Annotated in this window: 20 protein-coding genes; 2 read left to right on the forward strand and 18 right to left on the reverse strand. The window is 42.3% G+C overall.

The window, feature by feature from the left end; translation table 11 throughout:
- Positions 1–334: 334 nt before the first annotated feature.
- The 8 genes from LC605_RS02075 to dprA form a co-directional block, all read right to left on the reverse strand.
- Positions 335–5,380 carry a PAS domain S-box protein gene (locus LC605_RS02075; protein WP_229545917.1) on the reverse strand — a complete coding sequence of 1,682 codons (5,046 nt, stop codon included), beginning with the start codon at positions 5,378–5,380 and terminating at the stop codon, positions 335–337.
- Between the two features lie 511 nt (positions 5,381–5,891).
- Positions 5,892–7,058, reverse strand: a complete 1,167-nt coding sequence (gene bioF / locus LC605_RS02080; protein ID WP_229545918.1) for an 8-amino-7-oxononanoate synthase — start codon at positions 7,056–7,058, stop codon at positions 5,892–5,894.
- The gene (locus LC605_RS02085; protein WP_229545919.1) at positions 7,031–7,279 is read right to left on the reverse strand and encodes a hypothetical protein; all 249 of its coding nucleotides are present in this window, start codon (positions 7,277–7,279) and stop codon (positions 7,031–7,033) included. Before LC605_RS02085 ends, bioF begins: the two co-directional genes overlap by 28 nt.
- A gap of 14 nt (positions 7,280–7,293) precedes the next feature.
- Positions 7,294–7,926, reverse strand: a complete 633-nt coding sequence (gene ruvA / locus LC605_RS02090) for a Holliday junction branch migration protein RuvA (RefSeq protein WP_094328759.1) — start codon at positions 7,924–7,926, stop codon at positions 7,294–7,296.
- Positions 7,926–8,687, reverse strand: a complete 762-nt coding sequence (locus LC605_RS02095; protein ID WP_229545920.1) for a sucrose-phosphate phosphatase — start codon at positions 8,685–8,687, stop codon at positions 7,926–7,928. Before LC605_RS02095 ends, ruvA begins: the two co-directional genes overlap by 1 nt.
- Positions 8,688–9,116: 429 nt before the next feature.
- The gene (gene xseB, locus LC605_RS02100) at positions 9,117–9,344 is read right to left on the reverse strand and encodes an exodeoxyribonuclease VII small subunit (RefSeq protein ID WP_229545921.1); all 228 of its coding nucleotides are present in this window, start codon (positions 9,342–9,344) and stop codon (positions 9,117–9,119) included.
- A complete protein-coding gene (gene xseA / locus LC605_RS02105; protein ID WP_229545944.1) occupies positions 9,337–10,605 on the reverse strand; it encodes an exodeoxyribonuclease VII large subunit in 1,269 nt (422 codons plus the stop codon). The genes xseB and xseA overlap by 8 nt, the downstream gene beginning before the upstream one ends.
- Before the next feature lie 697 nt (positions 10,606–11,302).
- Positions 11,303–12,424 carry a DNA-processing protein DprA gene (gene dprA, locus LC605_RS02110; RefSeq protein ID WP_229545922.1) on the reverse strand — a complete coding sequence of 374 codons (1,122 nt, stop codon included), beginning with the start codon at positions 12,422–12,424 and terminating at the stop codon, positions 11,303–11,305.
- 160 nt (positions 12,425–12,584) lie between these two features.
- Here dprA and LC605_RS02115 point away from each other — a divergent pair, with 160 nt between their 5' ends.
- A complete protein-coding gene (locus tag LC605_RS02115) occupies positions 12,585–13,748 on the forward strand; it encodes an alpha/beta hydrolase (RefSeq protein WP_229545923.1) in 1,164 nt (387 codons plus the stop codon).
- A 457-nt stretch (positions 13,749–14,205) separates the two neighbouring features.
- Here LC605_RS02115 and LC605_RS02120 read toward each other — a convergent pair whose 3' ends face one another.
- From LC605_RS02120 to LC605_RS02130, 3 genes are all read right to left on the reverse strand, one after another.
- Complete coding sequence (locus LC605_RS02120; RefSeq protein WP_229545924.1) at positions 14,206–14,832, reverse strand: ElyC/SanA/YdcF family protein; 627 nt, start codon at positions 14,830–14,832, stop codon at positions 14,206–14,208.
- A 62-nt stretch (positions 14,833–14,894) separates the two neighbouring features.
- Complete coding sequence (locus tag LC605_RS02125) at positions 14,895–15,551, reverse strand: DUF2301 domain-containing membrane protein (RefSeq protein ID WP_229545925.1); 657 nt, start codon at positions 15,549–15,551, stop codon at positions 14,895–14,897.
- Positions 15,552–15,834: 283 nt separating this feature from the next.
- Positions 15,835–16,665 (reverse strand): S-adenosyl-l-methionine hydroxide adenosyltransferase family protein, encoded by an 831-nt coding sequence (locus LC605_RS02130; RefSeq protein ID WP_229545926.1) that lies wholly within the window; start codon positions 16,663–16,665, stop codon positions 15,835–15,837.
- Positions 16,666–16,775: 110 nt separating this feature from the next.
- Here LC605_RS02130 and LC605_RS02135 point away from each other — a divergent pair, with 110 nt between their 5' ends.
- Positions 16,776–16,931: a hypothetical protein gene (locus LC605_RS02135; protein WP_229545927.1), complete on the forward strand. Its 156-nt coding sequence runs from the start codon at positions 16,776–16,778 to the stop codon at positions 16,929–16,931.
- A gap of 286 nt (positions 16,932–17,217) precedes the next feature.
- On the opposite strand, the gene LC605_RS02140 is transcribed toward LC605_RS02135, so the two are convergent.
- The 7 genes from LC605_RS02140 to LC605_RS02170 all read right to left on the reverse strand — a co-directional run bounded on the left by LC605_RS02140 (position 17,218) and on the right by LC605_RS02170 (position 26,539).
- Positions 17,218–17,967, reverse strand: a complete 750-nt coding sequence (locus tag LC605_RS02140; protein WP_229545928.1) for a Uma2 family endonuclease — start codon at positions 17,965–17,967, stop codon at positions 17,218–17,220.
- A 184-nt stretch (positions 17,968–18,151) separates the two neighbouring features.
- The gene (locus tag LC605_RS02145) at positions 18,152–18,814 is read right to left on the reverse strand and encodes a restriction endonuclease (RefSeq protein ID WP_229545929.1); all 663 of its coding nucleotides are present in this window, start codon (positions 18,812–18,814) and stop codon (positions 18,152–18,154) included.
- A 3-nt stretch (positions 18,815–18,817) separates the two neighbouring features.
- The gene (locus tag LC605_RS02150) at positions 18,818–19,990 is read right to left on the reverse strand and encodes a DNA cytosine methyltransferase (protein ID WP_229545930.1); all 1,173 of its coding nucleotides are present in this window, start codon (positions 19,988–19,990) and stop codon (positions 18,818–18,820) included.
- Positions 19,991–19,996: 6 nt separating this feature from the next.
- Complete coding sequence (locus LC605_RS02155; RefSeq protein WP_229545931.1) at positions 19,997–20,440, reverse strand: GNAT family N-acetyltransferase; 444 nt, start codon at positions 20,438–20,440, stop codon at positions 19,997–19,999.
- A 227-nt stretch (positions 20,441–20,667) separates the two neighbouring features.
- Positions 20,668–22,455, reverse strand: a complete 1,788-nt coding sequence (gene aspS, locus LC605_RS02160) for an aspartate--tRNA ligase (RefSeq protein ID WP_229545932.1) — start codon at positions 22,453–22,455, stop codon at positions 20,668–20,670.
- A 405-nt stretch (positions 22,456–22,860) separates the two neighbouring features.
- On the reverse strand, positions 22,861–24,144 hold the full coding sequence (locus tag LC605_RS02165) for a glycosyltransferase (RefSeq protein ID WP_229545933.1): 1,284 nt from the start codon (positions 24,142–24,144) through the stop codon (positions 22,861–22,863).
- A gap of 1,108 nt (positions 24,145–25,252) precedes the next feature.
- Positions 25,253–26,539: a glycosyltransferase family 2 protein gene (locus tag LC605_RS02170; protein WP_229545934.1), complete on the reverse strand. Its 1,287-nt coding sequence runs from the start codon at positions 26,537–26,539 to the stop codon at positions 25,253–25,255.
- Positions 26,540–26,579 lie beyond the last annotated feature (40 nt).

A 26,579-nucleotide genomic window follows, 5' to 3' on the forward strand; every position in this document is an offset into this window, starting at 1 on the left:
ACGCGAGTGCGTCTCCCCTTCTCCCAAAGGGAGAGGCTAGCGCCAAGGGAGAAGACCGCATTGGCTTCCCTTAATCCCCTCCCCGCAAGCGGGGAGGGGAGACAAAGCGTAGCTTTGGCGGGGTGGGGTTCTTCGGGTTTAGTAAGTAATCACCCGAACTTGATTGAAATACAAAATACAAAGGGAGTTGCGAATTGGTTTAATCATGCTTAAGTACGTTGGTGCGAAAAAACTCAAGTATGTTACAAAACATAAATAAGCTTAAAACCCTTACTAATGACAAATGACCAATGACCAATGACAGCCTTAGCCAGTTAACTTTAATTGCGCCGACCTACTTAATAAGATTAACGATCGCTGTGGCTAAATCTACAGGATCAACGGGTTTCGGTAGGTGTTTTTGAAATCCGGCGGCCATTGCTTGGTTATAATTCATTTCTCCAGCATAAGCTGTCAAGGCGATCGCCGGAATTTGCCCGCCTTGCTCTGGCGGTAATTTTCTCACCTCGCGCACCAACATATAGCCATCCATTAAGGGCATTCCAATATCGCTTAACAAAATATCTGGCTTTGATTGCGCTAATGTTTCCAGTGCTTCGGCTGCTGATTCAACTGTCGTCACAGTCGCGCCATATTGTTCTAGGGCAAAGCTAAAAAACTCTCGCACATCAGCTTGATCGTCCACAAGCAAGATTTGCACTCCTGCAAGTAATGTGTCGTCGTTACTAAGTTCTGGTTGAGAAGCCTCACCACTGCTGATTCGCAACTCAGAATTTTTCAGCAAAGGTAGGCTGACTGTAAAGGTAGCCCCTTGTCCTTCTCCGAGACTCTCTGCCTGAACTGTACCACCATGAAGTTCTACTAGATGGCGGACAATTGCCAGTCCTAATCCTAGTCCGCCAAATACTCTGGTTGTCTTAGCATCTGCTTGTCGGAAGTAATCAAAAACGTAGGGCAAAAATTCCGGGTTGATTCCTTTACCTGTATCAACTACCTGAATTTGGGCATCTAACCCAACTTGCTGTAAACGTACTTCTACAAGTCCCTCTGTGGGTGTGAATTTAACGGCATTGGAGAGGAGATTCCACATCACTTGTTGCAAGCGATCGCTATCGCCGAGAACTTTGCCGATATCATTACTTAATACCGTTTGAATTTGAATTGATTTGGCTTCTGCTGCTAAACGCACCGTTTCTAATGCAGCTGCGATCGCTACTTTCAAATCCACTGCATAAAGATTTAACCTAACTTTACCTTGTAAAATCCGCGAAACATCAAGCAAATCTCCAATCAGTTGAGTTTGTAACTTGGCATTGCGCTCAATTGTTTCCAATGCCCGGATTTTAGTGGCTTCGTCGAACTTACGGGTTCTGAGTAACTTTGCCCACCCTAAAATCGGATTCAAGGGAGTTCGGAGTTCATGAGAAAGGACAGCGAGAAATTCATCCTTAATGCGGTTGGCTGTCTCGGCTTGTGCCCTGGCAATCTTTTCAGCTTCATAAAGTTGAGCGCGAGCGATGGCTTGACCACATTGTTGTCCCAGTGTCAACATAAATCCCCGGTCTTCTTCATTAAATATTTGAACATTGGTAAAACTTAATCCCAATGCCCCAATTACTTTGCCTTCTGCGATCAAGGGAATGGAAGCCCAGGCATTATTGCCGGTGAGAGTCACAATATCTGCTAAACTCGGATATCTCGCAATCATCGCTGCTAAATTTTCTACAAAAATCGGCTGCCCAGTTCTGACTGTTTCTGCTATTTGGTTAGATCCTGTGATCGGAAAACTTGCCCAGGTGTCTATAAGCGATTGTGGATAGCCAATTGCTTGCACAATTTTTAGGTCACTACCGAGTTGGTCAAGTAAGACAACGGAACCACCAGTGCCTTCCAAGGCGGAAATTCCTTGGTTGACTACCACATCAGCCACTTGTTGGGGAGTTAGGGCTTCGGAGAGGGCAGCAGTTATTCTTTGTAAAAGTACCGTGCGATTGACAGACCTTTCGGCTGCCTGTTTTGCCTGTTGAGTTTCTTGATACAGTCTAGCGTTATCGATGGCGATCGCCGCCCGTCGAGCAATATCCTCTGCTAAAGCTAAGTCTATTTGTTGGTAGTGCCTACCCGACTCGGCTGTAAAGAAAGAGATTGCTCCAAATAATTGCCCACGAGAACGAACTGGAATTACCATTAGAGAACGAATACCCAGACTTTGCAGCAATTGCAGATGTTCGTCGTCTTCAGCCATCTCTAAAAGATTAGAGTTAGATAATTCCGAGTAAAAGGCAGATATTCCTAGCTTTAGCTGCCGCACAAGCTGTTTGGTTCTGGTTTTGGGTCGATAACGCCGTCGGATTTCGTCTAAAGTATTTTGTTTTGTGGGATCGGCAATGGCGATCGCAATTTGTTTACTTGACCAATCTGGCTGAAAAACGTCTACAATACACCAGTCGGCTAAGGTTGGAACTGCCAAATTTGCCACATTTTTTAAGGCAATTTCATAATCTAAAGACGCAGCTAGTAAGGTGCTGGCTTCGACTAAAAAGTTTTGTGTAGTTTCAACCTGTTTACGTTCACTAATATCCTCAATAATGCCTAATGCATACTTTGGAACTCCCTTAGCATCCCAAACTGCTGAGGAAGTTAAGTTTACCCAAACTATCGAACCATCTTTGCGGATGTAGCGCTTCTCTAGGGAATAACCATTAATTTCTTGTGCCAAAACTCGCCGAGTATTTTCCCAATCAACTTCTAAATCGTCAGGATGGGCAATTTCCTGAAAATTCATTTGAATTAACTCTTCATGGCTATACCCAGTAATTTCGCACACAGCCGGATTAATTTGCAGAAATTTTCCATCCAAGGCTACGAGAGTAATACCGACAGCTGCTTGGTTGAACATTGCCCGAAACCTTTCTTCGCTTTCCCGCAAGGCTACTTCTGTTTGCTTTGCTGCTGTCACATCTGCCAAAATAATCCCAATTCCTACCGTTTCACCCATTGCATTGTTAACTGGGTAATAGTTGCCTAGCCAGTAACCGTAACTTTTGGGTTGTCCCCTTGTCTCACCGCTCATTTCTACATTTAGCTGGGGTTCTCCAGTATCTAACACGCGCTGTAACTGTCGCTCAAACTCAGTTGCCATCGCTGGCAAAACTTCCCTAAATTTGCGTCCTAGATGTTCTTCGATGGTCAAACCGTTAATATCAGCGAAAACTTGATTAATTCGGAGATATCGCAGTTCCCGATCTAAAAAGCAGACGGCAACAGGAGCTGCTTCCAGCAGCGCATCCAAAAGAGATAGAGATTCGGCATAATGGATTAAAGCCTGGTTGATATCTCGATAAAGTCGGGCATTTTCCACTGCTAAGGCAGCACGATGGGTAATATCTGTGGCTAAAGTTAAGTCCGTGCGATCGTAGCGACGGTTTGATTCGGCACTAACAAAGCTGATGCAGCCGAGTACTCGCCCTTGGGCAATTAACGGCACAATCATCACAGACTTCATTCCCAATTGCCGAACAAGTTCTAAGTGTTCGTGATTCTGAGTAGTCCCTACTAATAGCGAGTCAGATACTTCTGAAATTAATTCTGGTTGCCCGGTTTGTAATACTCTAGTAATTGCACGTACACCCTTGTAATCTGTTGCATACTCCTGAAGTTTACGCGCCAACTCCCCTTTGGATGGGTCTGCATGGGCAATAGGTAGACGACGAATGGAACCATCTTCATTTAAAATATCAACGCTACACCAATCAGCCAGTTGGGGAACTGAGATTTTGGCGATCTGTTCTAAAGTTTCTTCATAATCAAGGGAAGTAGAGAGTAAACTACTAATTTGGGCGATGTAGCGGAGTCTTTCTTCAGCCTGCTTGCGCTCTGTAATATCGACAACAAAGAAAGCTCCTCGATTTACAGTCCCTTCAAAATGGCTAGCACCGATCAAAATCGGGAAGCGTGAGCCGTCTTTACGGATATAGTCTTTCTCGAAGGGTGTGCAAAAGGGGCTGTCTTGAAATTGAGCCAGTGCTTGGTCATCGAGTATTAAGTACTCTGTAGGAGTTAAGTCTTGCCAGCGAAGTGTTCCGGCAAGTAATTCTTCACGAGAATAACCCACCATATTCAGCAAGGCATCGTTAGCCTCTGTGATCCTACCGTCTCTATCCCAGAAGCCAATACCAATCATATTGGACTCAACCACACTGCGAAACTTCGCTTCGTTTTCCCGTAATGCTTGCTCAGTTTGTTTGAGTTGAGTAATATCAGTTGAACTAATGCCCACTCCCAACAACCGCCCATCGGGCAAACACACCGGATAATAGCTGACAAGAGCATAACAATACACCCCAGGGCCATAGGTTTCACCGCTCACTTCTTGGTCAAGCAAGGGCTGTCTAGATTCCATCACTTGCTGAAAAACAGGCTCAATTTGTGCTGCCCATTCCGGTAGTACTTCCCGAAAAGTGCGACCAATATGTTGACTTTGCGGTACACGACTAACGGCGGTTAGGGCTTGATTAACATGAATGAAGCGAAGTTCAGTATCAAGAAAAGCCAGCGCCACTGGTGAACTAGTAAGCCAAGCATTGAGTAACGCCAGAGATTCGTCTTTTTGCTGAATAGCTTGCTGAAGTTCCTGATTCAATCTGGCTTTTTCTAGTTCTGCTTGCTTGCGCTGGGTAATATTCATACCTGTACAAGTAATACCCTGAATGCTATTATTTGCGTCCCTTAACGGTTCAACTAGCAAATCATAGTAACGGTCTTCTTTACAAGTTGTTAAATAAACTTCTTCGCGGGTTGCAATACCAGTCTCTATTACTTTTAGTTTAATAACTTTTAATTGCTCTGCTACTGAGGCTGGAAATAATTCATCATCAGATTTACCTAACATTTCCTCAGCACTTTCTAGACCTTGAGGATTATGAATCCATTGATATCGCAAATCACAATCCTGCTGAAAAAGCAAAATATCTGAACTGCTTAAGGCTAATCGAAATCGCTCCTCACTAACTCTCAGGTGTTGTAGATTCGCATCAGCCTGTTTTTTAGCAGTCCTTAATGCCTCACATAAGATACTAAAGAGCAATCCTTGTAATGCAAACAACCCAATTCTGACAAAATTGGAGAAGTCAGAACTCAGATTATAAACTGGGGGGAGAAAGAAGTAATTGCTCGCTAACGCACACAAGCCGGTTGCTAATAGCCCTGATTTCAAACCACCATACCAGCCACTCACCATTACAGCGCTAAAAAACAGTAGAAAAGGAGTTCCACTCATGCTTAACCAGGGGTCTAGCATCAATATTAGCCCTAAGGAAATTGTGACAATTAATACAACAATGCCATAGGGTAGTAACCGGGAATAATGAATATGGGGCATGAAATGTGTTGGAACAACCAATACTTATTGCAGAGGCTACGTATAGCCTAAGCTAGATTGCAACTTTTAGTAATTTATCTCCAGATAGATTTTTATTTATTTAAAAAACTTCTTTTGTTAGAGGTTAATTACCCAAAAATATAGTATGCATCATAGGGAAAATTTTATGGTTAATTTTATATAGCAATCTTGTTTAATTTGTAAGAACTTATCGCCACAGAATCCTGAATTTTTAGAGACAATTTAAAAAGTAAACCTTAAATGGTAGGGTGCGTTAAAGCAGCGCGTAACGCACCTAAAAATATGGTGCGTTACGGCTAAATTAGACTTTCTCAAACCCTCAAATTCCTACACAGCCGTAACACACCCTACTTAATATAGCGGTTCTCATTTACATGAAGTACACCCGCCCTTGGCGTTAAGGCAGGGTAAGAAACGAAGCGTAATGAAGCAATGACAATTGGGCATTTTTTTACTTGGAGTACTCTAAATAATCGGAAAGCGAATTGGGTTAACAGATATCCTTCAGCACTGCTACCAATTTTTCAATATGTGCTGCTTCATGAGTTGCCATTAAAGATATTCTGATTCGACTTGTGGGCACTGTGGGGGGACGAATTGCTGGGGCAAAAATGCCAGCATTTCTGAGCTTTTTTCCAACTTTGAGTGCATCTGTTGCACTAGGCAATTGAAAACATAGTATGGGTGATTCTGAAGGCAGTAATTTGAGATTAGGTAACTGTTGTTGCAGCAAATTTTTCAAGTGATGTACATTTTGCCACAATTGGGCACGGCGTTGCGGTTCTTGTTGCACGATCTTGATTGCTGCTAAGGACGCCGCCGTATCAGGCGGTGAAAGCGCAGTGGTGTAAATCCAAGTGGGTGCGCGGTTTTGCAAAAAGTCAATTAGGGCGCTACTTCCTGCTACGTATCCGCCTAAACTAGCCAAAGCTTTACTCAAAGTCCCAATCTGAATTAATTGCTTTCCTGTACACCCAAAATATTCGACACATCCAGCGCCAGTTTTTCCTAATACCCCAGTGGCATGAGCTTCATCAACTAGCAGCATACTGTTAAATTCATCAGCAAGATCCAAAAGTTCTGGTAATGGACATAAATCGCCATCCATGCTGAAGACGCTATCAGTAAGAATCAAACAGCGTCGGTAGTTTTGTCGGTGTTGACTCAAATGAGTTTTTAGGACTGCGATATCACAGTGCGGGTATTCCACAACTGCTGCACCGCTCAAAATCGCTCCATTTTTCAGACTGGAATGATTGTACTGGTCAGAGAATATTAAATCACGCTTGCCAACCAGGGCGGTAATTGCACCCAAATTGGCTAGATACCCAGAACTAAAGACCAAGGCATTTTCTGTTTGTTTGGTAGATGCGATCGCCTCCTCTAACTCCCTGTGCAATTCCCGATGCCCACTGAGTAATCTCGAACCAGTGCTACCAGTGCCAAATTCAGCGATCGCAGCAGTTGCAGCTGCCATCAACCTCTGATCTCCAGCCAATCCCAAATAGTCATTGCTAGCAAAATTAATTACCTCTTGCCCAGCTAAAACCACCGTTGCACCCGGACGACCGTGGATTGTTTGTACTGAGCGATACCAGTCTGCCTGATGAATTGTTGCTAAGGAATGTTCTAGCCAAGCATAAGGGTCGGTGGGCATGGGGATGGGGGGGATGGGGGGGATGAGGGGGATGAGGGGGATGGGGGGGATGAGGGGGATGAGGGGGATGAGGGGGATGGGGCAGAGAATAACTTAAGGCTTAGGCAATAACTCTCTGAAACTCTTATTCCTTTGTGTACTTTGCGTCCTTTGCGGTTCGTTTTTTCATTATTTTGCGTAAGTCCTATAACTAATGACAAATGACAAATGACAAATGACAAATGACCAATGACAATTAAACTTGTTCGCTGCTGAGATGAGCGATCGCTTGTTTAATCCAATCTTCGACGTAGGCATCTTTCGGTAGCCCGATGTCTTCACTTACCACATGGAGGGCGTGACTGACCTCATGGGCAGTATATCCCAAGGCAAAGAGGGTCATTTGCACCTCTTCGAGAATTCCCGGTGCTGGGCCACCTGTGGCGACGAAGAACCCGGCTGATTTGCGCCACTCGACTAATTTGCTTTTCAGTTCCAAACAGATGCGTTCAGCGATTTTTTTACCGACACCAGGAGCCTGAATTAAGATTTGTGTATTGCCAGCGATAATTGCTTGGACTAAATCTGGTAGTTCCAGAGTGTCCAAGAGGGCGATCGCTAAGGCTGCACCAATACCTGTGACAGTCAGCAAGTGGCGAAATAAATCGCGTTCAGATGGCGAAGCAAAGCCATATAGGAAGGGTACTTCTTCCCGAATTTGGAAATGGGTAAAAATTTGCGCCACTCCTCCCGACTCTGGTAACTGATTTGCTAGCCGTTGGGGAACTTGCAAATCATACCCCAAGCCATTCACTTCCAGAGTCAGAATCACGCGATTAGCGCCAATTGTTTGGATACCAGCGACTATACCTTTTAGATAACTAATCATTACAAGAGACCAAAATAATTTAATCCTTCGATAATTCCACCTGCACAAAAACTTTTTGCCAGGTAGTGATAGTCAAAAGGGTACTCATTGTGCCATTGGAGTAACTCTTTGCGGGCATTCCCCACAATGATGCCCCGTTCGTTGCCTACAGCAAATAAAGCAATATCATTACCTGAATCACCACAGACAACTGTTTGTTCTGCTGCAAATTTCCACTTCCGGCGTAAAAACTGCATTGCCTGACCTTTATCGCTGCTATGGGGTACAATGTCAAGGTCAATACCGCTACTGTAGATTAACTTTACATTTAATTTATATTTTTTTTGCAACTCTGCTTCAAGTTGTGGTATCACTCTGGCAGATACTTCTTGTTGTAGGAAAAAACTCACTTTGAAGGGACGCTGTTCTGAATCTGGTTGGCGAACTAACTCACGGTATTTCTGGGTAATAGATAATACAGTTTCCCGTTGCCATCCTGGAGAGAGGATTTCTGACCAACCTGAGTCTGGAGTATCAGTACCATCAAGGTAGATTTCTGTACCAACCGAAAGGACGAGGGCATCGGGTTGCAAAATATTTTTTTGAGCTTGGAGTTGTTTATAAAGTACAGGCGATCGCCCGGTAGAATAAACGATTTTAGTGCCGTATTCTTGGCGATGTTGACTTAGTAGTTGATTTAGTTCTGGTAAAGCGTTATCATCGCCCACAGTGCGATATACGAGGGTGTCATCTAGGTCGCTTACAAAAAGAAATGGTTTCATGATTAGACATCTTGCAAAATTTCGTTATTCTACCGCGTGAAGAGACTGTTGCAAAAAGTTTAATTGCTAATAGGGCTGACGCAAAAACCTTCTCAAACTCTCATTCCTGCGTGACACCCCAGTTGCTTCTCCGTAGGAGTACAAGTCTCTTAAGGGACTGACAACAAATAAATTACCCAATCTTGTGTATGGGTGGGCGACACGAGAGCCCATACACAAGGGCTGGTGAGACGCCCACCCCACAATAAGTAGTTGAGTAAGTACGTTGGTGCGAAAAAAATCAAGTATGTTACCAAACGTAAATAAGCTTAAAACCCTTACTAATGACAAATGACGAATGACAAATGACAGCCTTAGCCAGTTAACTTTAATTCTGTCCAGCTACTTATAAGTTCTAGCTAAATGTGAGCTTCAGGATAGTTGCAATTATTATTCATCACTCAAAGTTTCAATCAACAAATCCACCTGTTGCTGTCGCTGCTGTAAAAAACCTTCACACTGACGCAAATACTCAACAGCAGTTGCAAATTGCTCAAACACCGCCTCCAAATCCAACTCACCCGCCTCAATACGAGCAATTATTCCCTCTATTTCAGCAACCTTCGCCTCATAATTCCAACCTTCCTCAGAACTAGAAGCATTCTTACGTTTAACCATCAACCTCTCTGCGTCCTCTGCGTCTTGGCGGTTCGTTTACTTCCATAACCTTCACTTTAACCCCACCCTGCCCCAACTGAATTAACAAATCTTGCCCCACAGCCAACTCAGTCGCAGAACGAGCGATCGCCCCATCTTCCCTTCTCACTACCGCATAACCACGCTGTAACACCGCTTTCGGGTCAAGACTAGCCAACTTTTGCCGTAATAACTCTAGATGCTGCGTTGCTTGCTGCGATCGCCCCGTCGTAATTTGTAGCAAATGCTGACGCTTCCAACCTAACTTGTCCACCTCCTGTTGCACTTGTCGATCTAACCGCAAACGTCGCAAACGATTGCGCAATCCTTGCAGTTGATTGAGAGAATTTTCCCCAAAGTCATGCACCGCCTCATGTAAAGCCACAACTCGCTGCTGATGCTCAGTATACAACTTTGAAAGTGATGGTACAGCTCTTTCCGCCGCCGCAGTGGGTGTATGCACACAAGCATCTGCAACTAAATCTGCCAAAGATTCATCTCGTTGATGACCGATACCAGTAATTACGGGAATCGAACAATTAGCTAGCGATCGCACCACTCCTTCATCATTAAAGCAAGCCAACTCTTCCACCGCGCCACCACCCCGCGATAAAATTAGCACTTGGGCGCGGCCATCTCGTTCCACCCGCTCAATTGCTTTGACGATCGATTCAGGTGCTTGCTCACCTTGTACTGTAGCGGGAGAAAATAAAACTTGTAAACCTGGATACCTTTGCTTGAGAGTTTTTTGAATATCACCCCAAGCCGCCGCAGTTGGGGAAGTGACGACAGCGATGGTTTGGGGGTGGGTGGGGAGCGATCGCTTTCTTTCGGCGTCAAACAATCCCTCAGCCAGCAAGCGATTTTTTAGTTGTTGATAGCGCAACGCCTGTAAACCAACACCAGCAGGTAGAGTTTGCCAAACCGATAACTGATACTCTCCCCGTTGCGGATACACGCGAATACTGCCCAAAATCATTACCTGCTCACCGGGAACGGGTATTTGGGCGAGTTTTGGCAATTGACTATTCCATACCACACACTTAATTCCGGCGGTGCGATCGGGATCTTGGAGCGTGAAAAATAACCCACTACGATGGTGGTTAGCACTGGAAACTTCGCCAGTTACCCAAACTTGCCGTAATTGTTCATCTTGCTCTAACACCAAGCGGATATAGTCAGTTAATCCAGACACTGAAAGTGCAGCATCGAGAATTAGAGAGTCGGGAAGGTCGAAAGTCATCAAAGATGCCTGAAAGCATTTGTGCTGGAGCGATTTTAGCATTTTTCATGAAAATCGAAGTTTATCCCAGTAAACGCTTTAAGCCTCTTTGATCACAACTGGCTTGGCAAAAAACTATCTTCTCCTCATTTCTCTGTGTTCTCTGTCACGACTTACGCAAAATCATGAAAAACGAACCGCAAAGGACGCAAAGGACGCAAAGGAACAAGAGTTTCAGAGAGTTTTTGCGTAAGTCCTATCTGTGTCTCTGACAATTCAGGTCATCTGGAAAAGCTAACGATTAACCTAGGGGTTGCTGAATAACGGTAAAATCCTTATATTTCAAACTTTTCAGGCTATTACCGCAGAAAAAAGTGCAAGACAATAGGTGTATGAGGCTTAAAAGCCTTGCATTGACAATTTCTAGTACCACAATAAATTGGAAAAAATAGGGATAAAACTGTTCCCTGTTAAGAGTTCCCTATTCCCTGCCCTCACCAAAGGACTTTTTCAGCAAGCCCTAACCTAACCCCCTAGGGCGTGTTTTCAAACTCGAAGATCCCCCCTAACCCAATACAGTTCACTTAAGCATTTCTTCCTTCTCTCTTCTCTTCCTTTGCGTCCTTTGCGGCCTTTGCGGTTCGTTAACAAAATTGACTTTGAGACGCACTCGCGTTTGCGTTTACGTTTATTTGAGTAATTTATTTCTTGTCACTCCCTAAGTTTTTTGATACCGCATTCCTGGGAGTTGTGAAACTAAACCCATAAGTTCCAACTCTAACAAAGCACCAGAAACTGAGCCAGCAGCCATACTGGTTTGTTGGACAATAAAATCGAAGGGTAAAGCATCATTATTCGCGATCGCATTCATTACCGTTTGTAATTCTGGGGATAAAGTTAGCAAAATTAACTGTTGGGCTGTTGGTAATGCTTCAACTGTATCAACTTGTGGTATAGCTCCTAACATTGTTAACAGTTCATCTAGTTCTTTGAGAATGAAAGAAGCACCTTGATTGAGTAACTTTAAGCACCCTTGGGATGGTTGATCGTCCACCCTACCAGGGAGTGCATAGACATCTCTGCCAAATTCATTTGCGTAGGTAGCAGTAATTAAAGCACCAGATTTTATCGGTGCTTCCATTACCAGGATGGCGCGGCTTAAACCAGCAATAATTCGGTTACGGCGGGGAAAATGAGTGCGATCGGGTGGGGTTTTTGTGGGGTACTCACTCATGACTAAGCCAGAAGTCAAAATTTGCTTGTACAAATCTCGATTTTTATGTGGATAGATGACATCTACACCAGTCCCCAAAACTGCGATCGTGCGTCCACCTGCTTTCATGGCGGCGATGTGGCTTTCTGTATCAATTCCCTCTGCCATCCCAGAAACAACTGTAAAGCCATTTTTAGCCAAAGCTGTACTAATTTGGCGAGTCCAACGGATACCGTATTCTGAGGGTTGGCGTGTTCCGACAATCCCAACCATTGGTTTTTGTCCGAGATTTTCTTGAAGTTCGACTTCACCGCGATAGTATAAAATCGGTGGCGGACTGGGAGTTTCCAACAGTAAGCGGGGATAATCTGCATCTGCTGGTGTCCAGAAATGGGAATTTTCCTGCTGGTGCTTGCTGAATAGTTCTTCTGGGTGCAAACGCGATCGCTGTTGTATTACTTTTTCTAGTGTCTGAAAACCAAAACCCTCTACTTCTCCTAACTCTACCTTGGTAGCGTTCCAAGCCGTTGCCAGCGTCCCAAAATGCTGTTGCAGCCGTCGCAGTAATACTGGGCCAATGCCAGAAATTTGCGCCCAAGCTAGCCAATATGCACCTTCTTCTACCACGGTTCCATCCTCACGCCTACTGGATTGAGTATTCCCAAATTAGGTTTGGCTGTTGATGTGGAAGGAGATCAGGGGAAATTATTCAATCAATCTCTCCGTTGTCTCTTCTCCATACCCAATGCCCCTTGACTTTTGTCTCTTGACTCTCGACTATTAACTATTGACATCTATCTTGTTATCTTCGGTGATGAAATATTTCTATCGTCTTCTAATAAGTCTATCTGGGTGCTTAATTTTTTTACTGCTGCATAGTGGTCTTGGTTTATTGCCTAGTTTGGCAGCCGAAAAAGTTACTGTCAGGTATGGATTGTTTGAGCAATCGATCCCGGTGGCAGATATACGCAACTATGACGAAACGCAAAAGGTTTCTGCCGATCTGCAATCTTTCCTAGATTACCTTAGCGCGAAGGAGAAACAGAAGTTTCAAGATGCCCTTAAGGTGAAAATATCCCTTGATATTGTGGCTTTGGATCAGCTGATAAACACAGGAATGGGCAAGCAAATTTTATCTTTTGCTTCTGCTGCGATCGCCCGTCGCGATCAAGCCAGTATACAAGCGCTACGATCTTCCATTATCCTGGGAGCAAAATCAGCTGAAGGTCTAGGAATAATCAGCTTTTTAGAAGCTTACCCCAGTAATCAACTAGTTGTTGACGTGTCCAAAATTTCTCAGCTAGTCAGCATGGCAAATTCATCTTCTAGTTCTGCTGATGCACGACCAAAAGATAATGTAAGTTCTTCACCTTTAGGGAAAATTGCATTGCAATATCAGACACTTGCTGCCCAAGATAAACAGTTCTCAGGTTGCTTATTTGGCGATTCTATTTCGGCTGGAGTTGGTAATACCCTTGGAAATGGTACTTTTAATTTTGGGTTAAATGGTCTGAGTACAATCTCATTACTAGAACAACTGAAAAGTTTAATTCCTACCAAGGTGAAATGTGAAAAAACCATTATTGCCATAGGAGGAAATGATGCTTTGTATGGGACTAGTGATGAGTTATTTAGCAAAAATCTGCAAGAGGCGATCGCACTAGTCCGCACAATGGGAAATAAAGAAATTTTTCTCATTCCGGCTTTTTATTCAACAGTTGCAGCAAGTTCAGATCCAACTGTAGCAGCCCCACTTTCTAGACTTGAACAAATTAATGCTCTGATTAACCAAGTTGCTGAAACAGAAAAAGTGCCAGTTGCAGCAGCAGGACTAGAAGCCTTATATGAAAATAATGTTCTTAAAGAGAATTTGACCACTGATGGCGACCATCTGAATGCAGAAGGCCTAAAAATTTATCGCCAAGCTTTGTTACAAATTTTGGCTAAGTAATACCATTTTGGATTTTGGATTTAATGAAAAATCTCAAAGTCTAAAATTCAAACACCCTTTGGGATTTTGGATTTTGAATGGAATGAAAAATCTCAAAATCTAAAATCCTTCGACTGAGCGTAGTCCAAGTCTAAAATCTAAAATTCAAACCCCCTCTAACGCCAATATTTCTGCTGTAAGTCAGTCGGCAAGAATAAACTAAACTATATTACGAAACGTAAATACACCTTAAACCCTTATAAATCAATACGGTTCACAAAAGGGCTGAAACTCTTTTTTTTTACGAACCACAGAGGCGCAGAGAACACAGAGAGAAGAGAGAAAGAGAAGGAGGAAATGCTTAACCCAAGCGTATTGCCTTATAAATGACGAAGGACGAAGGACAAATGACAAATGACAAATGACAAATGACACCCTTACCCAGTTAGCTTTATTCGCGTCGCTCTACTTATAACTTTTAGTTTTGCCAATTCAAAAACCGTCCATAAATATAAGCGATGGCTTCATGAATAATTGTCCGTACACCTTCGCTAGAACCCCACCATTTGCTTGGATTGTAATCTTCGGTTGTCGCAGCAATCACACCAACTTTAATGTCAGGGGTAAGGATTTTTTTGAAAAGAAACCAACTCCTACGGGCATGAACGTCCAAGGAAAAAAGATTAATTGATTCTATCTGTAAATTGGAATTGGATAGCCAGCGATGAAATTCGACAGCAGATGCATAACTACGATCTTTAACCACAAAAGGTGTCGGAACTGCTACTACTTTCTCTGCTTCTAAACCGAGTTTTATAAAGGTAGCGGCTGACACGTCTGCATAGTTATTGTATGCGGTAAGATAACTTCCTTTCCTTAATGTACCTCCGGTAGTAATTATTTGACGATAAGAACCGTTTTGAAATTCAGTCAAAGCTTTTTCTATAGCGTAATCTGGTAGCCATCCTTCAACAACTAATACTTCTGCTGAATTGATCGGGGAAGTTACGGCGAGAAATGAGTGTACATGAGTAATAATGAAAAATATGAAATAAGCAATAAAAGCGATGGCAATCGCCCACCCCTGAGCCGTAAGTGTCCACATTTATTGGCGTTTGATGATTTTGATTTTGGGAAATTTTTGACGCCGACGATTTTTGTCCTGCATTAAACCTTAGCTAAACGTTGTTCTTTTAAGTAGGTAAACACAGATTTATCTCCAATATCAGCCGGAATTGCTTGCACTGTCTTTCGCAGGGCAAATACCAAAAATAACGTCGCCCAAATTCCTAATAAAAGACTTTCCCCCTGAGTTGGTAAAATTCCCACTAAATGTCCTAACAACAGTAGCGGTACTGTTACGGTTAATACTTTGGTTTCCACACGATTGAAGCAAAAAGCCTCTTTAAAATAAATACCCGTCAAAGCAACAAAGATAAAACCAACTCCGAATAAAGTCATCGGCTGATTGTAAACTGTAACAGCCAAAGGTTCACTGCTAGATAGTGCCAATATCATTGATGCGATACTACCAATCGCCCAAAAAACTTGCAACATTCGGTGCAGTAATACCATGTAGATATGAATGGTAAATAAACTTACACCAAGAGCAAGACTAAAACAAGCATATAGAGGCGTTAGTCCAGTTACAACAGCCGGGTTATTGTTGAGTAAAACCAAAGCGCTGCCTATGGCAAAGCTCAATGCTGCTACCATTAACCCAGCGCGGTAGATAATTACGCCAGTGCGATCGCTCTGAGTAATTGTAAATTCGCCAAACTGGCCATGATAAACTTCTGGTGCAGAGAGTGTTTGTGTAGTCATAGCTAAGAATAGAATTATGATTCTCTAGTACAGTACAACAGTAAATTGCTTAAGGGTTACTTTTTTTATTAGACATCTCCATAAATTAGGTTTTCATATAGACAGGATAAGGGTTTGAGATTCTTTTTCACTCCTATGTCTATTATGACCAATGAGACGAACTCAATGCCAGCATCCTTTAACTTACATTTTCTAGTAGTTACTTGATTGCACTTTTTATCAGATAGTATCTTTAGAGCCACAACAGGCGGTTTTAAGCCTGATGATTTTTCACTTTCTTACTTTAGCAATTTTCTCTGGTCTGGTTTTCTGAGAAAAACCAGATTTGTAGTGCATCTTCTAAATTAATCTGTAACTGGGAGTGAGCATTACCGCGATTAATGGCAATTTCTACCCAACCGTGACTCCCAACTAAAGCTATTAGCTCTCCCATTTTTACATCACTATAAGTTTCACAACCTGGTATCTTCAACCCAGGCGCTTGCACACTCCAAGTTTTGCCTTGTACATAACTCCCTGGAATGTTGGTCACTAAGTTGCCAAAATTGTCAATATATTGAACGCAACCCACTATACCAGTGGTTGTCTGCTTGCATTCGCTTATATCCAGTTTTACCAAAGTTGCTGGATCAATTTCTTGTCCTAGCTGTTTGAGGGGGACACCACTAGCAAGATTAGCTCCCACTGGTGCAAAAATATCTCTACCGTGAAAAGTCTTGCTTGGTTGAGAAGTTCGCCAATAGTTAAGATTTGTGAGTTCAACGGCTGCGATCGCCGGACTTTGACTGAGTACTCCACTAAATGTACCATTATCTGGGCCTACCAGAAACCCTTGAGCAAATTCTACTGCGATCGCTCGTCGCTTGCTTCCCACACCCGGATCTACTACTGCCAAATGCACTGTCCCAAGGGGGAAATAGGCGTAAGCATTCATCAGGCAAAACCTAGCTGCGGCTATGTCTTGCGGCGGAATTTGGTGCGTCAAGTCTACCACCGTCAGTCTGGGGTTGATTTGGGCTATGACTCCCTTCATTATGCCTACATAAACATCGCGATCGCCGAAATCGCTTAGTAAAGTTAGGAGTCGTTGTTGACCTATCTGCTTCTTAAGCATATTTTTGCTATAATCTATATTAATTTAGAAAATTCTGTAGCAACAGCTACAAAATATGTGTTATGTTAAGAATGCAAGACATAAAGTAAAAAATTAAAGAGGGAATCACTATGAATCAAAATAGACTACAAAGTGGCAGGAAGGCACAAGAAGCTCACAGAGAAAATATTCAAAAAAGCCTAGAGCATCGCTTGCAAGTAGCCAGAGCAAAGGGCGACGAACAACTGATTCGTCAACTGGAAGCTGAGATAAGGTATTCGGGCTAAATCAAGTTTTCATTGTTCTTAGTTTGTTGTGTAACCCGCTACGGCGGGTTTTTTTTGTTTTTAATAGGACTTACGCAAGTGTCACAAAAAATGAAAGCTTTTAGTTTGTAGTCAGGGCTGAAGCCCTGATGAAAGAGGACTAAAGTCCAATACAGTTCAGTTAAGGCTAAAAACTAAATCTGGTGTAGGTTGGGTTGAGGAACGAAACCCAACATTATCGAGACTTTGTTGGGTAACGCTTATGCTCAACCCAACCTACTTAATATGCCAGTTGCGTAAGTCCTATTTAAACTTCTGGCTCAACACCCAAAGCTCGTAACTGTGCTGCAAAGCGTTCAGCCCGTTGCAGGGCAGTTTCTTTAGCTTCTCGCTCTTGTTCGGCTCGTAAATGTTCTTGTTCGGCTCGTTCTGCACCAGTAGGAATTATATTCCCCGTCGCGTCACACCACCTCAGCCAAACATCCCGCTTACCTTCATATACACCTTCCCACAAACATAAACCTAGCTCAACTTCAGTCAGCCATTGCTGATTCATCGGTATATATTGCCGCCCTCCCAACTCGTAAATCTGTAGAACTTCACCATCAAGTTGCCGACTTGGATCAAAGATAATATAGTACATTACCCGCATCCTGGCATACTCTAAGATTTTCCGTCCTGTTTCATTGCCTTCTCGATTTGAAACAATTTCAATCACCACCTCTGGCGGTTTGCCAAACTCCCAAAAGAAATAGGAGCGATGTTTTTTTTCCCACCAGTTTTCTGCTATCTGTACATCTAGGCTCAAAAATACATCTGGTACAATCGGCGGTTGCTTACCAGTGGCAAATAACCCTACATTAGCAGCAACAAGAAATCCTTGGGCATTACTTGGCCCGTTCCAAGAACTGTAAAGGGTTTCTGTTAGTAATCTTTGTTGTTTTTCTGATGGTAGATTATCCAAGGGTTCATCGTCCTCTGTCACCAGAAGACTAACATCTGGTAATAAATCTTCTGGTAGTAAACTAGCGTCTGTCAAGGTAATAGATTCGCTCATGAGGAATTCTGGGGGTAGCGGCTTAAAACAATTCGCAATTCGCTTTTTCGCCCATTCGCAATTACGTTTTGTGACGGGGATTTAGATTTAGGCGTTCAATTCGTGCTGCCTGTGGAGGCAGGGGAATTAAACCCCATTACTTTGTTAATTCTATTTTGGCAGCAGCATTAAGCATTAATTCTCTTCACCCTAGCAGTAGATTTTCTACACCTACTGTTGTCGTTGTAGTTGCTACCTGGATAATCCTACTGTATTGCAACCGCCACTGTAGTGCGTTAGAAATTGTCAGATAGCCAATTTCCGGCGGTTGCTGCAAAATTCTTTCTGCAAGTATCTCACGCCCAATTTCATCTAATGGAAAGTTGCGTTCTTCTAAAAATGCTATTACATCTTCTTTGTTACCATTACGGCGTAAGATTTCTCTTAACCCGTAGGTTGTTTGATAATCTCCAGTTCTTTCTGTTGATACAAAGACAACATTCTGAAATTTTAAACTAGCAGTGCGATCGCTATGATCATCAATCTTTTCGTATGCTAATATCAGCAAATTATAGCCCAATCCATATACTTTTTGACTAGCATTCCGAAAAGGGCATGAAGATTGGGGTTGACGAACTGATGTCACTTTTAAATCAACTTCTAATCCGGGAAAATCAATTCCTAAAGCAGCACTACCAAGGATATATTCATACTTTGTAGACAAATATTGATTAAAAGTAAACTCAACATACGTTCCTACTGCTTTACCATCTGTAACACCATACAGATTAGGAATAGGTGTTTCACTAAGTACAATACAAAAATCCCGTGCAGCAGTTTTGAGGGAAGATAAGGTTAGCACTTCCATTTTTTAAATAGCCAAACTTAATTGTTGCCAACCAGATTTACTCAATTCAAAGTTTCTTTGTCCGATTCTTTTGCACACCCACTCTACACAAGCTGGGACAACGGCATTCCCAAATAATGCGTATTGATCATAAATTCTGGCAATTTGACACCAATCATCAGGAAAACCCATAAGTCTGGCATATTCAATATTAGTTAAACGTCGAAATTTATCACCTACTTGGTAACGTTCATAATGCCTTGATGTTGAGGCAGTCAATGTTGATGCAATGCCATTAGTTCCGAATATAGTATAACCAAGTCTCGCGCCTCCGTCTTGGTTGTACAATATTTCAACTCCATTACAATAACGATTTACAGGCTTACTTTGCTTAATGCGCTCCAACGTATCGGTAGTAAAATCAAATTGGGTATCCACCATTGACTGATTCTGAAGAATATCCTGAAGCCTATTTCTTGGCTTGATATCAGGCAACGACAAAATATTTTGAGTGAACATCTGATTTTTATAGGCAATTCCCCAATTCTCATTTTTACTTTTCATCGTCATGATTGGCAACATATATTTTACCAATGGATCTTCAATACTTGGTAATAAAATATTATCTTCTTTAGTCAAAAATACTGATAGCTGTTCTAACGTATTAAGTGTTATGTCTGTTGAGTTTAATTTGGTGCCAAAGATAAAAATTCTATCTCTATTTTGAGGGATACCAAAGCTCAAGGGGCTAATTATTCGCCATTCGAGAAAATAATCTAATTCAGAAAGTGCATTTAAAATTAATCTAAAGTGATAGCCATTTTCCATTGTCAAAAGTCTTTTGACATTTTCCAAAAAAAAATATTTTGGCTGCTTCTGGTCTAATATTTCTATAATGCGCTCGAATAATGTTCCCCTAACTATATCTCTTACGCCAAGTTTTTTACCAGCAGGACTAAAAGGTTGGCAAGGGAAGCCAGCAGTTAAAATATCATGATTGGGAATGTCTAAGATGGGGATTTCGTTGATATCGCCTAAAACAATAGAGTCTTTGCCAAAATTAGTTTCATAAACTTTACAGCAAAGTTCGTTAATATCATTCGCCCATACTGTTTGAATATTTGCATTTGCCATACCCAGGCGAAACCCACCGATACCAGCAAAAAGCTCTAAGGCTTTGAGTTCGTTTGTTGTCATGCTACACTACTGCAACTGCAAAGCATAATGGTAAAACTCTTCATTCTTAATGTAATCTCGCGCTTCGTAGAGTTTTTGCGCGGTTATGTTAGAAATTTGAGTAGCTAAAATTACTCGAACGCCTCCACTCTCTTTTGCGTATTCTTCTGCAACACTCATCAATAACTTGGCAATTCCCTGGCGGCGATATGACTCTTCCACATACAAATCGTTCAATATCCATACTCGTTTCATCGACACTGAAGAAAAGTTGGGATAAAGCTGAGTAAATCCAACTAATTCCCCATTGTCATTAGCTGCAAATACTACCGAGTCATTATTCTGGAAACGTTCTTTGAGAAACTCTTTAGCAGCTTCAATATTTGATGGCTGATTGTAAAAAATCCGATATTTATCAAATAGTACTGAAACACTTTCAAGATGATTAATATTAGCTAAGAAAACTTCCATTGCATTTGAGACTGGGGATTGGATGCTGATTGTACTGGGAAGATTTGAATGGGGATTCTTACCCCAACCAAATCTTACTTAAATAATTCTCTAAGTAAGTTGGCGCGAAAAAACCTAAATATGTTACGAAACGTAAATAGGCTTAAAACCCTTGTAAATGACGAAGGACAAATGACAAATGACAGCCTTAGCCAGTTAGCTTTAATTGCGCCGACCTACTTAGTTCGCTAAGACTTTGGTTTATAAGTCGAAGCAACGTGCAATTCTTTCAACTGTTTAACGTCTACACTCGAAGGTGCATCTGTTAATAAACAACGCGCTTGTTGTGTCTTCGGAAAAGCAATTACATCTCGAATAGATTCTTCTTTAGCTAGCAACATTACCAAACGATCTAAACCGTAGGCGATGCCACCATGCGGCGGTGTACCATATTCAAATGCTTCCAAAAGAAAGCCAAATTTACTTTGTGCTTCTTCAGGAGATAAACCAATCGCTTCAAACACCCGTTGTTGAATTTCTCGCTGATAAATCCGCAGACTTCCGCCGCCAACTTCTACGCCGTTGAGTACTAAGTCGTAAGCTTGGGCGCGTGCTGTCTTTAAGTCGCTCAAATCATCAGGATGTGGTGCTGTAAACGGGTGGTGCAGTGCTTCTAAACGTTTTTCGTCAGCATTCCACTCGAACATGGGGAAATCTGTAATCCAGAGCAAGTTGATTTTTTCTGGATCAATTAAATCAAATTCTTTAGCGATCGCTTGCCGTAATCTATCTAATGTTTTATTAACTGTAGCAGCTTCCCCTGCCCCAAACAACAGCAAATGTCCAGCTTTTGCACCTGTACGGCGTAAAATTTCTTGTTTTTGTTCAACGCTTAAGTTGTCTTTAATCGCGCCAATGGTGTCAATTTCGCCATCGTCCCTGACGCGGATATAAGCTAAACCTTTAGCACCGGCTTCGCTGGCTTCTTTAAATAAGTCGCCGCCTGGTTTAATGCGGACATTAGAAATTACATCGTTACCGTTGGGAATGGGCAAGATTTTGACAATACCACCATTAGTAACAGTGTCGCGAAAGACTTTGAAACCAGAGTCTTTGACAACATCTGATACGTTAACTAATTCCAAACCATAGCGTGTATCTGGTTTATCACTCCCGTAGCGTTCCATCCCCTCAGCGTAAGTGAGACGAGGGAAAGGGCGCTGTAACTCAATTCCTTTAACTGTTTTAAAGATATGACAAACTAAGTTCTCGTTTAGTTCGATAATTTCTTCTTGGGACATGAAGCTCATTTCCATGTCCAACTGAGTGAATTCCGGTTGCCTGTCGGCGCGTAAGTCTTCGTCACGAAAGCAACGCGCAATCTGATAATATCTATCTAAGCCGGATACCATCAGCAATTGTTTAAATAGCTGGGGTGATTGCGGCAAAGCATACCACTCACCAGGATTGACGCGACTGGGTAGAACATAATCCCGCGCCCCTTCTGGGGTAGAACGGGTAAGTATTGGGGTTTCAACTTCGATAAAACCTTCCAAATCTTCCAAATAACGACGCATGGCTTTGACAATTTGATGACGCAGTTGCAAATTTTGCGCCATGCGATCGCGTCGCAAATCCAAATAGCGATATTTCAGCCGCAAGTCTTCCCGCACTGTCTCGGTGTCAGCTACAGAAACTTGGAAAGGTAACTGTTTGCGAACAGCATTCAGGAGTTGAATTTTATCGGCGTAGATTTCTACCTCGCCTGTTGGGATGCGGGTATTCAGCGATTCTTCGGGACGTTGTGTTACTCTACCAGTAATTTCGACAACATATTCATTTCGCAGGGCGTTCGCCTGTTCATAAGAATCTGGGGTGCGTTGCGGATCGCTGACGATTTGGACAATTCCAGAGCGATCGCGTAAATCTAAAAATATCACACCACCGTGATCGCGGCGACGGTCTACCCATCCGTAAAAGGTAACTGTTTCTCCAATATGTTCTTTTCGGAGTTCGCCGCAATAGTGAGTTCGCATAAGTGTTAGTTCTGTTTGTCTGGGCTAGATTGGCAAGAAAATGTCAAAGCCTTCCCATTATCTAGCATCAATAGCTTCTTTAATCATCATTGTACTATAAATACTAGGGCGTGTTTTCAAACCTTTCTTTAAGCACCTCAGTCTTTGGAGATCCCCCCAACCCCAATACGGTTCACAAAAGGGCTGAAACTGTTTTTTTACGTAGACGCAAAGCGGCTTGCCGCAGGCTAGCACTCCAGGCGCAGAGAACACAGAGAGAAGAGAAGGGGGAAATGCTTAACCCAAGTGTATTGCCCCCAACCCTCCGATAGATTGGGGGCTTTTAGAGTTTCTTTCCTCCCAATTTATCGGGGGGTTAGGGGGATCTTCGAGTTTGAAAACACGCCCTAGCGATCGCCATGTTTCTTATGGCTGTGGTCTGATACTGCCTGTACTGACTTCCACTTTGTGTGATCCTTCAACGATTTGGTAAAGTTTGTGTTCAAATTTCTGCATACATGACGACCAATCAAAGTCAAGTATAGAAGGGCGAGCGTGTCTAGTCATATCTGCTTTCAAATCGGGATTTTCTAGAATTGCAATTACCCTTTGGGCAAAGTCTGTGGCATTGTTAGGTTGAGCAAGAAAGCCGTTGCGACCAGGAAATATCTGTTCTGAGGTTGACGGTGCAACAACAGCAACTACAGGGGTTCCAGAGGCTAATGCTTCGTTATTTGTAGTGCAGAAGTTCTCCGTGATGGAGGGGTTGACAAAAATATCCGCTCTGGCAAACCAACCTAGAAGTTCTGTACCATGAGACTCACCCCATACAGTAATACCCGATCCAAACTTTTTCGCACGCTGACGAATCTCTTCATCTAGCGGGCCACTACCAACAATCACTAGATGAACATCAGGAATTTTGGCAGCTATGACTGGAAATATATCAAGCAGTTGGTTGACATTCTTTTCGGGTGTGATGCGTCCGACAAACAAAAGAGTCGGTCGATTGTCGTTGGGAATTGGGTCGTAACAAATGTTTCGCGGGTGAAATTTTTCGCAATCGATACCTTGATAAGCGACGTATTCAGCACGTTGGCATTTCAGTTCTTCGTATTTAGTGAGTTGTTCTTTGGAAGAGAAGTAATTGAAGTCATAAGACTCACTAAATTGCTTAACCAAAATGGGAATGATGGGACGAACCAAGCTGAAGAAGCGATCGCCAAAGTAATATTTGATATACGCGACGATATCTGTGTGAAAGAGTGATATTATTGGCGTGCTTGTTCGTTTTGCGTATTGAGTGCCGATAGGACGACCATAACCTTGCAAGAAAAATGAGTATAAACCTCTCATTTGGGCTGCTTCTTCAACCACGATAATGTCAGGCTGAAATTTCTCCAGCAACTTGGTATCACTCCAATGTCGATAGTTCAACGGTTGAGGAAGCGACTTGTAAAATACCAGTGGTTCTGTGGGGAATGCGTAAGCAGAGAAATTGGGGAAAGATTGAATTTCCTCTAAACCAGACATCGGGCGATCGCCGACATTTTTGGGATAGCGATCGTTGATTTGCGGATGAATTAGAAAAACCTCATGTCCCTGTTCTAGCAACCAACGAACCCGTTGATGAACTGCAACGGAAACTCCGGTCAAAAAAGGAGCATACAACCCTGTAAATAGTGCAATGCGAAGTTTTTTCTTAGTCATAATCAAGGGGAATATTTCACGAAAATGCTGGTTTGTAACTTAGGATTTACGCAGCAAATGTTTCATGAACAGCCTGATTGTTTAGCTCAAAAATTCCCACTAATACAGTTAGACTAAGGATTTACGAATTTTAAAATTGCCGAGATTGTCAATTGTGAAAAGTATGTTTCTCAACCAGAGACATAATTCTAGTTCCCCTTCTCCCATGTTTGGGAGAAGGGGTTAGGGGATGAAGACTATCAAGGTTTTTGCACATTTGGGATGCCCAATCAAAGCGTGTATTTTGACAATGATTATAGCTAATTTAGTTCTACTAAATATAAGATAATATAATTTGAAGACTAGCGAATGTTTAGTGTAAGAACTTTCATGCTTTAGTAGTCTATCTCATTAATTTTGATGAGTTCGTAGTCAGAACTTTAGTCCTTGACTTGAGCGCTAAAGCGCTTACTACGAACAGAGTATAGGAATCATATTTGATTTCTGAAAAAATCTAAGTATTTGTAGGGTGTGTTAGGCGTAAGCCGTAACGCACCAAAAGCTTGAGATCGTGCCGTACTTTCGTCTAACACACCCTACGTATAGGACTACTATTTGATTTTTGAACAGATACGTAGGGTGCGTTAGCGCAGAAAGTACGGCACCATTCTTAAGGATTCGGTGCGTTACGCTGTCGCTAACGCACCCTACAAATACTTAATGTTGTTCAAAAATCAAACCGGATTCCTATATATTTCAAAAATCAAATAAGTAAGTCGGCAAAAATAAATCAAACGATGTTACGAAACGTAAATACACCTTAAACCCTTACAAATGACGAAGGACAAGTGACAAATGACAGCCTTAGCCAGTTAGCTTTATTTGCGTCGCTCTACTTACTAGTACTATAGTAGTTTATATCTAGCAATTCAGTTCAAACCCACGTTCCGCACCCTGGGGTGTCACATAGTGTAATTACTAAGTTTTTGTGATTGTTGTAGTTGCAGATTATGCTCGTGCATCTTCATATTTAAGTTATTTTACTGGTTTTATGTATATTCAGTAGCTTTGTTTATGTCTAAAAACCAGTAAAAACCGATTGTGACAGTTGAGGGTGCGGAATGTAGGTTCAAAGAGAAACCTTGCTATCAATAGGCTGATCCAACCATTGATAAGGGCGATATTCCACTAGCCGGATATTCCAAGGCCCTTGAACTCGATAGCTAACACCGCGCCAGGTGACTGTTGAAACCCACAGGGATGATAGCATCGCTAACCCATAAACCCATTGTGTCAAGGGAATCCCAATTAACATCCTGATGATTGTAGCAGCTGATAATTTTGCACAGACGTGCAACGGCTTGCCAATAGAGATCGCCTGGTCATTAGAGCGAACCACTCGCTGTATCTCTAATTCCAACACGAGCATTATTAAGAGTAATCCAACAGTATATACTCCATAGCAGACTAAAAAGAGAGCCGCAGCTTCCCATTTTGCTTCTAACAACGACTCTAAAACTAAAATGATCAGTAGAGTCGGAAACAAAATGCTAGAAACAGCTTCACTAACAAGAGCTAACCAACGGGGGTGATATAGTCGAGAACAAAGGATGAGGCGCTTGAGATAATCTATTAAGTTGAATAAATCAGTCTCTTCACGATTTACAATCAGCAGCGAAGGCACAAACTTTACCTGAAAACCATGTTCTTTCAAGATGTCGTGCATCATAAAATCTTCGCCTAAAGCTTGTCCCCACTTATCTAGCAGTTCTGTTTGGCGAAGTACTTCAGTTTTCACAGCCAAAGTTCCACCCCAAGGAATCTGGAAGATAAACATTTGCACTACTGTGGATACATTGCCGACGTACCGCACTAAAGAACCCCAATATCTACCTGTAGGTACATACCAACGATTACCTGTTGTTGCTCCCACTTTAGCATCGCCTAGAGGACTGACTAATTCTCGCAGCCAATTTAGATGGACAATAGTATCAGCATCTACTAGAGCAACCACCTTGTAGGAGTCGTCCAACTCACGGATAGCTTGGATTAAAGAACTGCATTTGAGACTACAATTGTTGCGTACTATTCTCAGAGGGCTGATTTGAACATTAGTCGCTTCTTGCTCTGTGATGGTTTCACTGGCAATTTTCCAGGCGGGATCTTCGTGACTATCAACGATCAACTTTAAATCATACTGTGGATAGTTTTGATTTAGGAGCGATCGCAAACATCTAGGCAAAAACGGATCAGCACCGCGTAAGCAAAGAATCACTGCGGTTTTAGGTAACTGGTCATCTGGTAATAAGTTTTTTTTAGATGACCGCAGATACCATATAAACACAAGCGCTAAACACACCTGAATAACCAGCCAACCCATCAAAGACTTAGACAGAAATATTGCCAAATCTTCCATTAAATTTTTAATCTCCGGTAGAATTTTGGCTCAGGGATTA

Source organism: Nostoc sp. CHAB 5836 (assembly GCF_020829445.1).
GTDB lineage: Bacteria > Cyanobacteriota > Cyanobacteriia > Cyanobacteriales > Nostocaceae > Nostoc.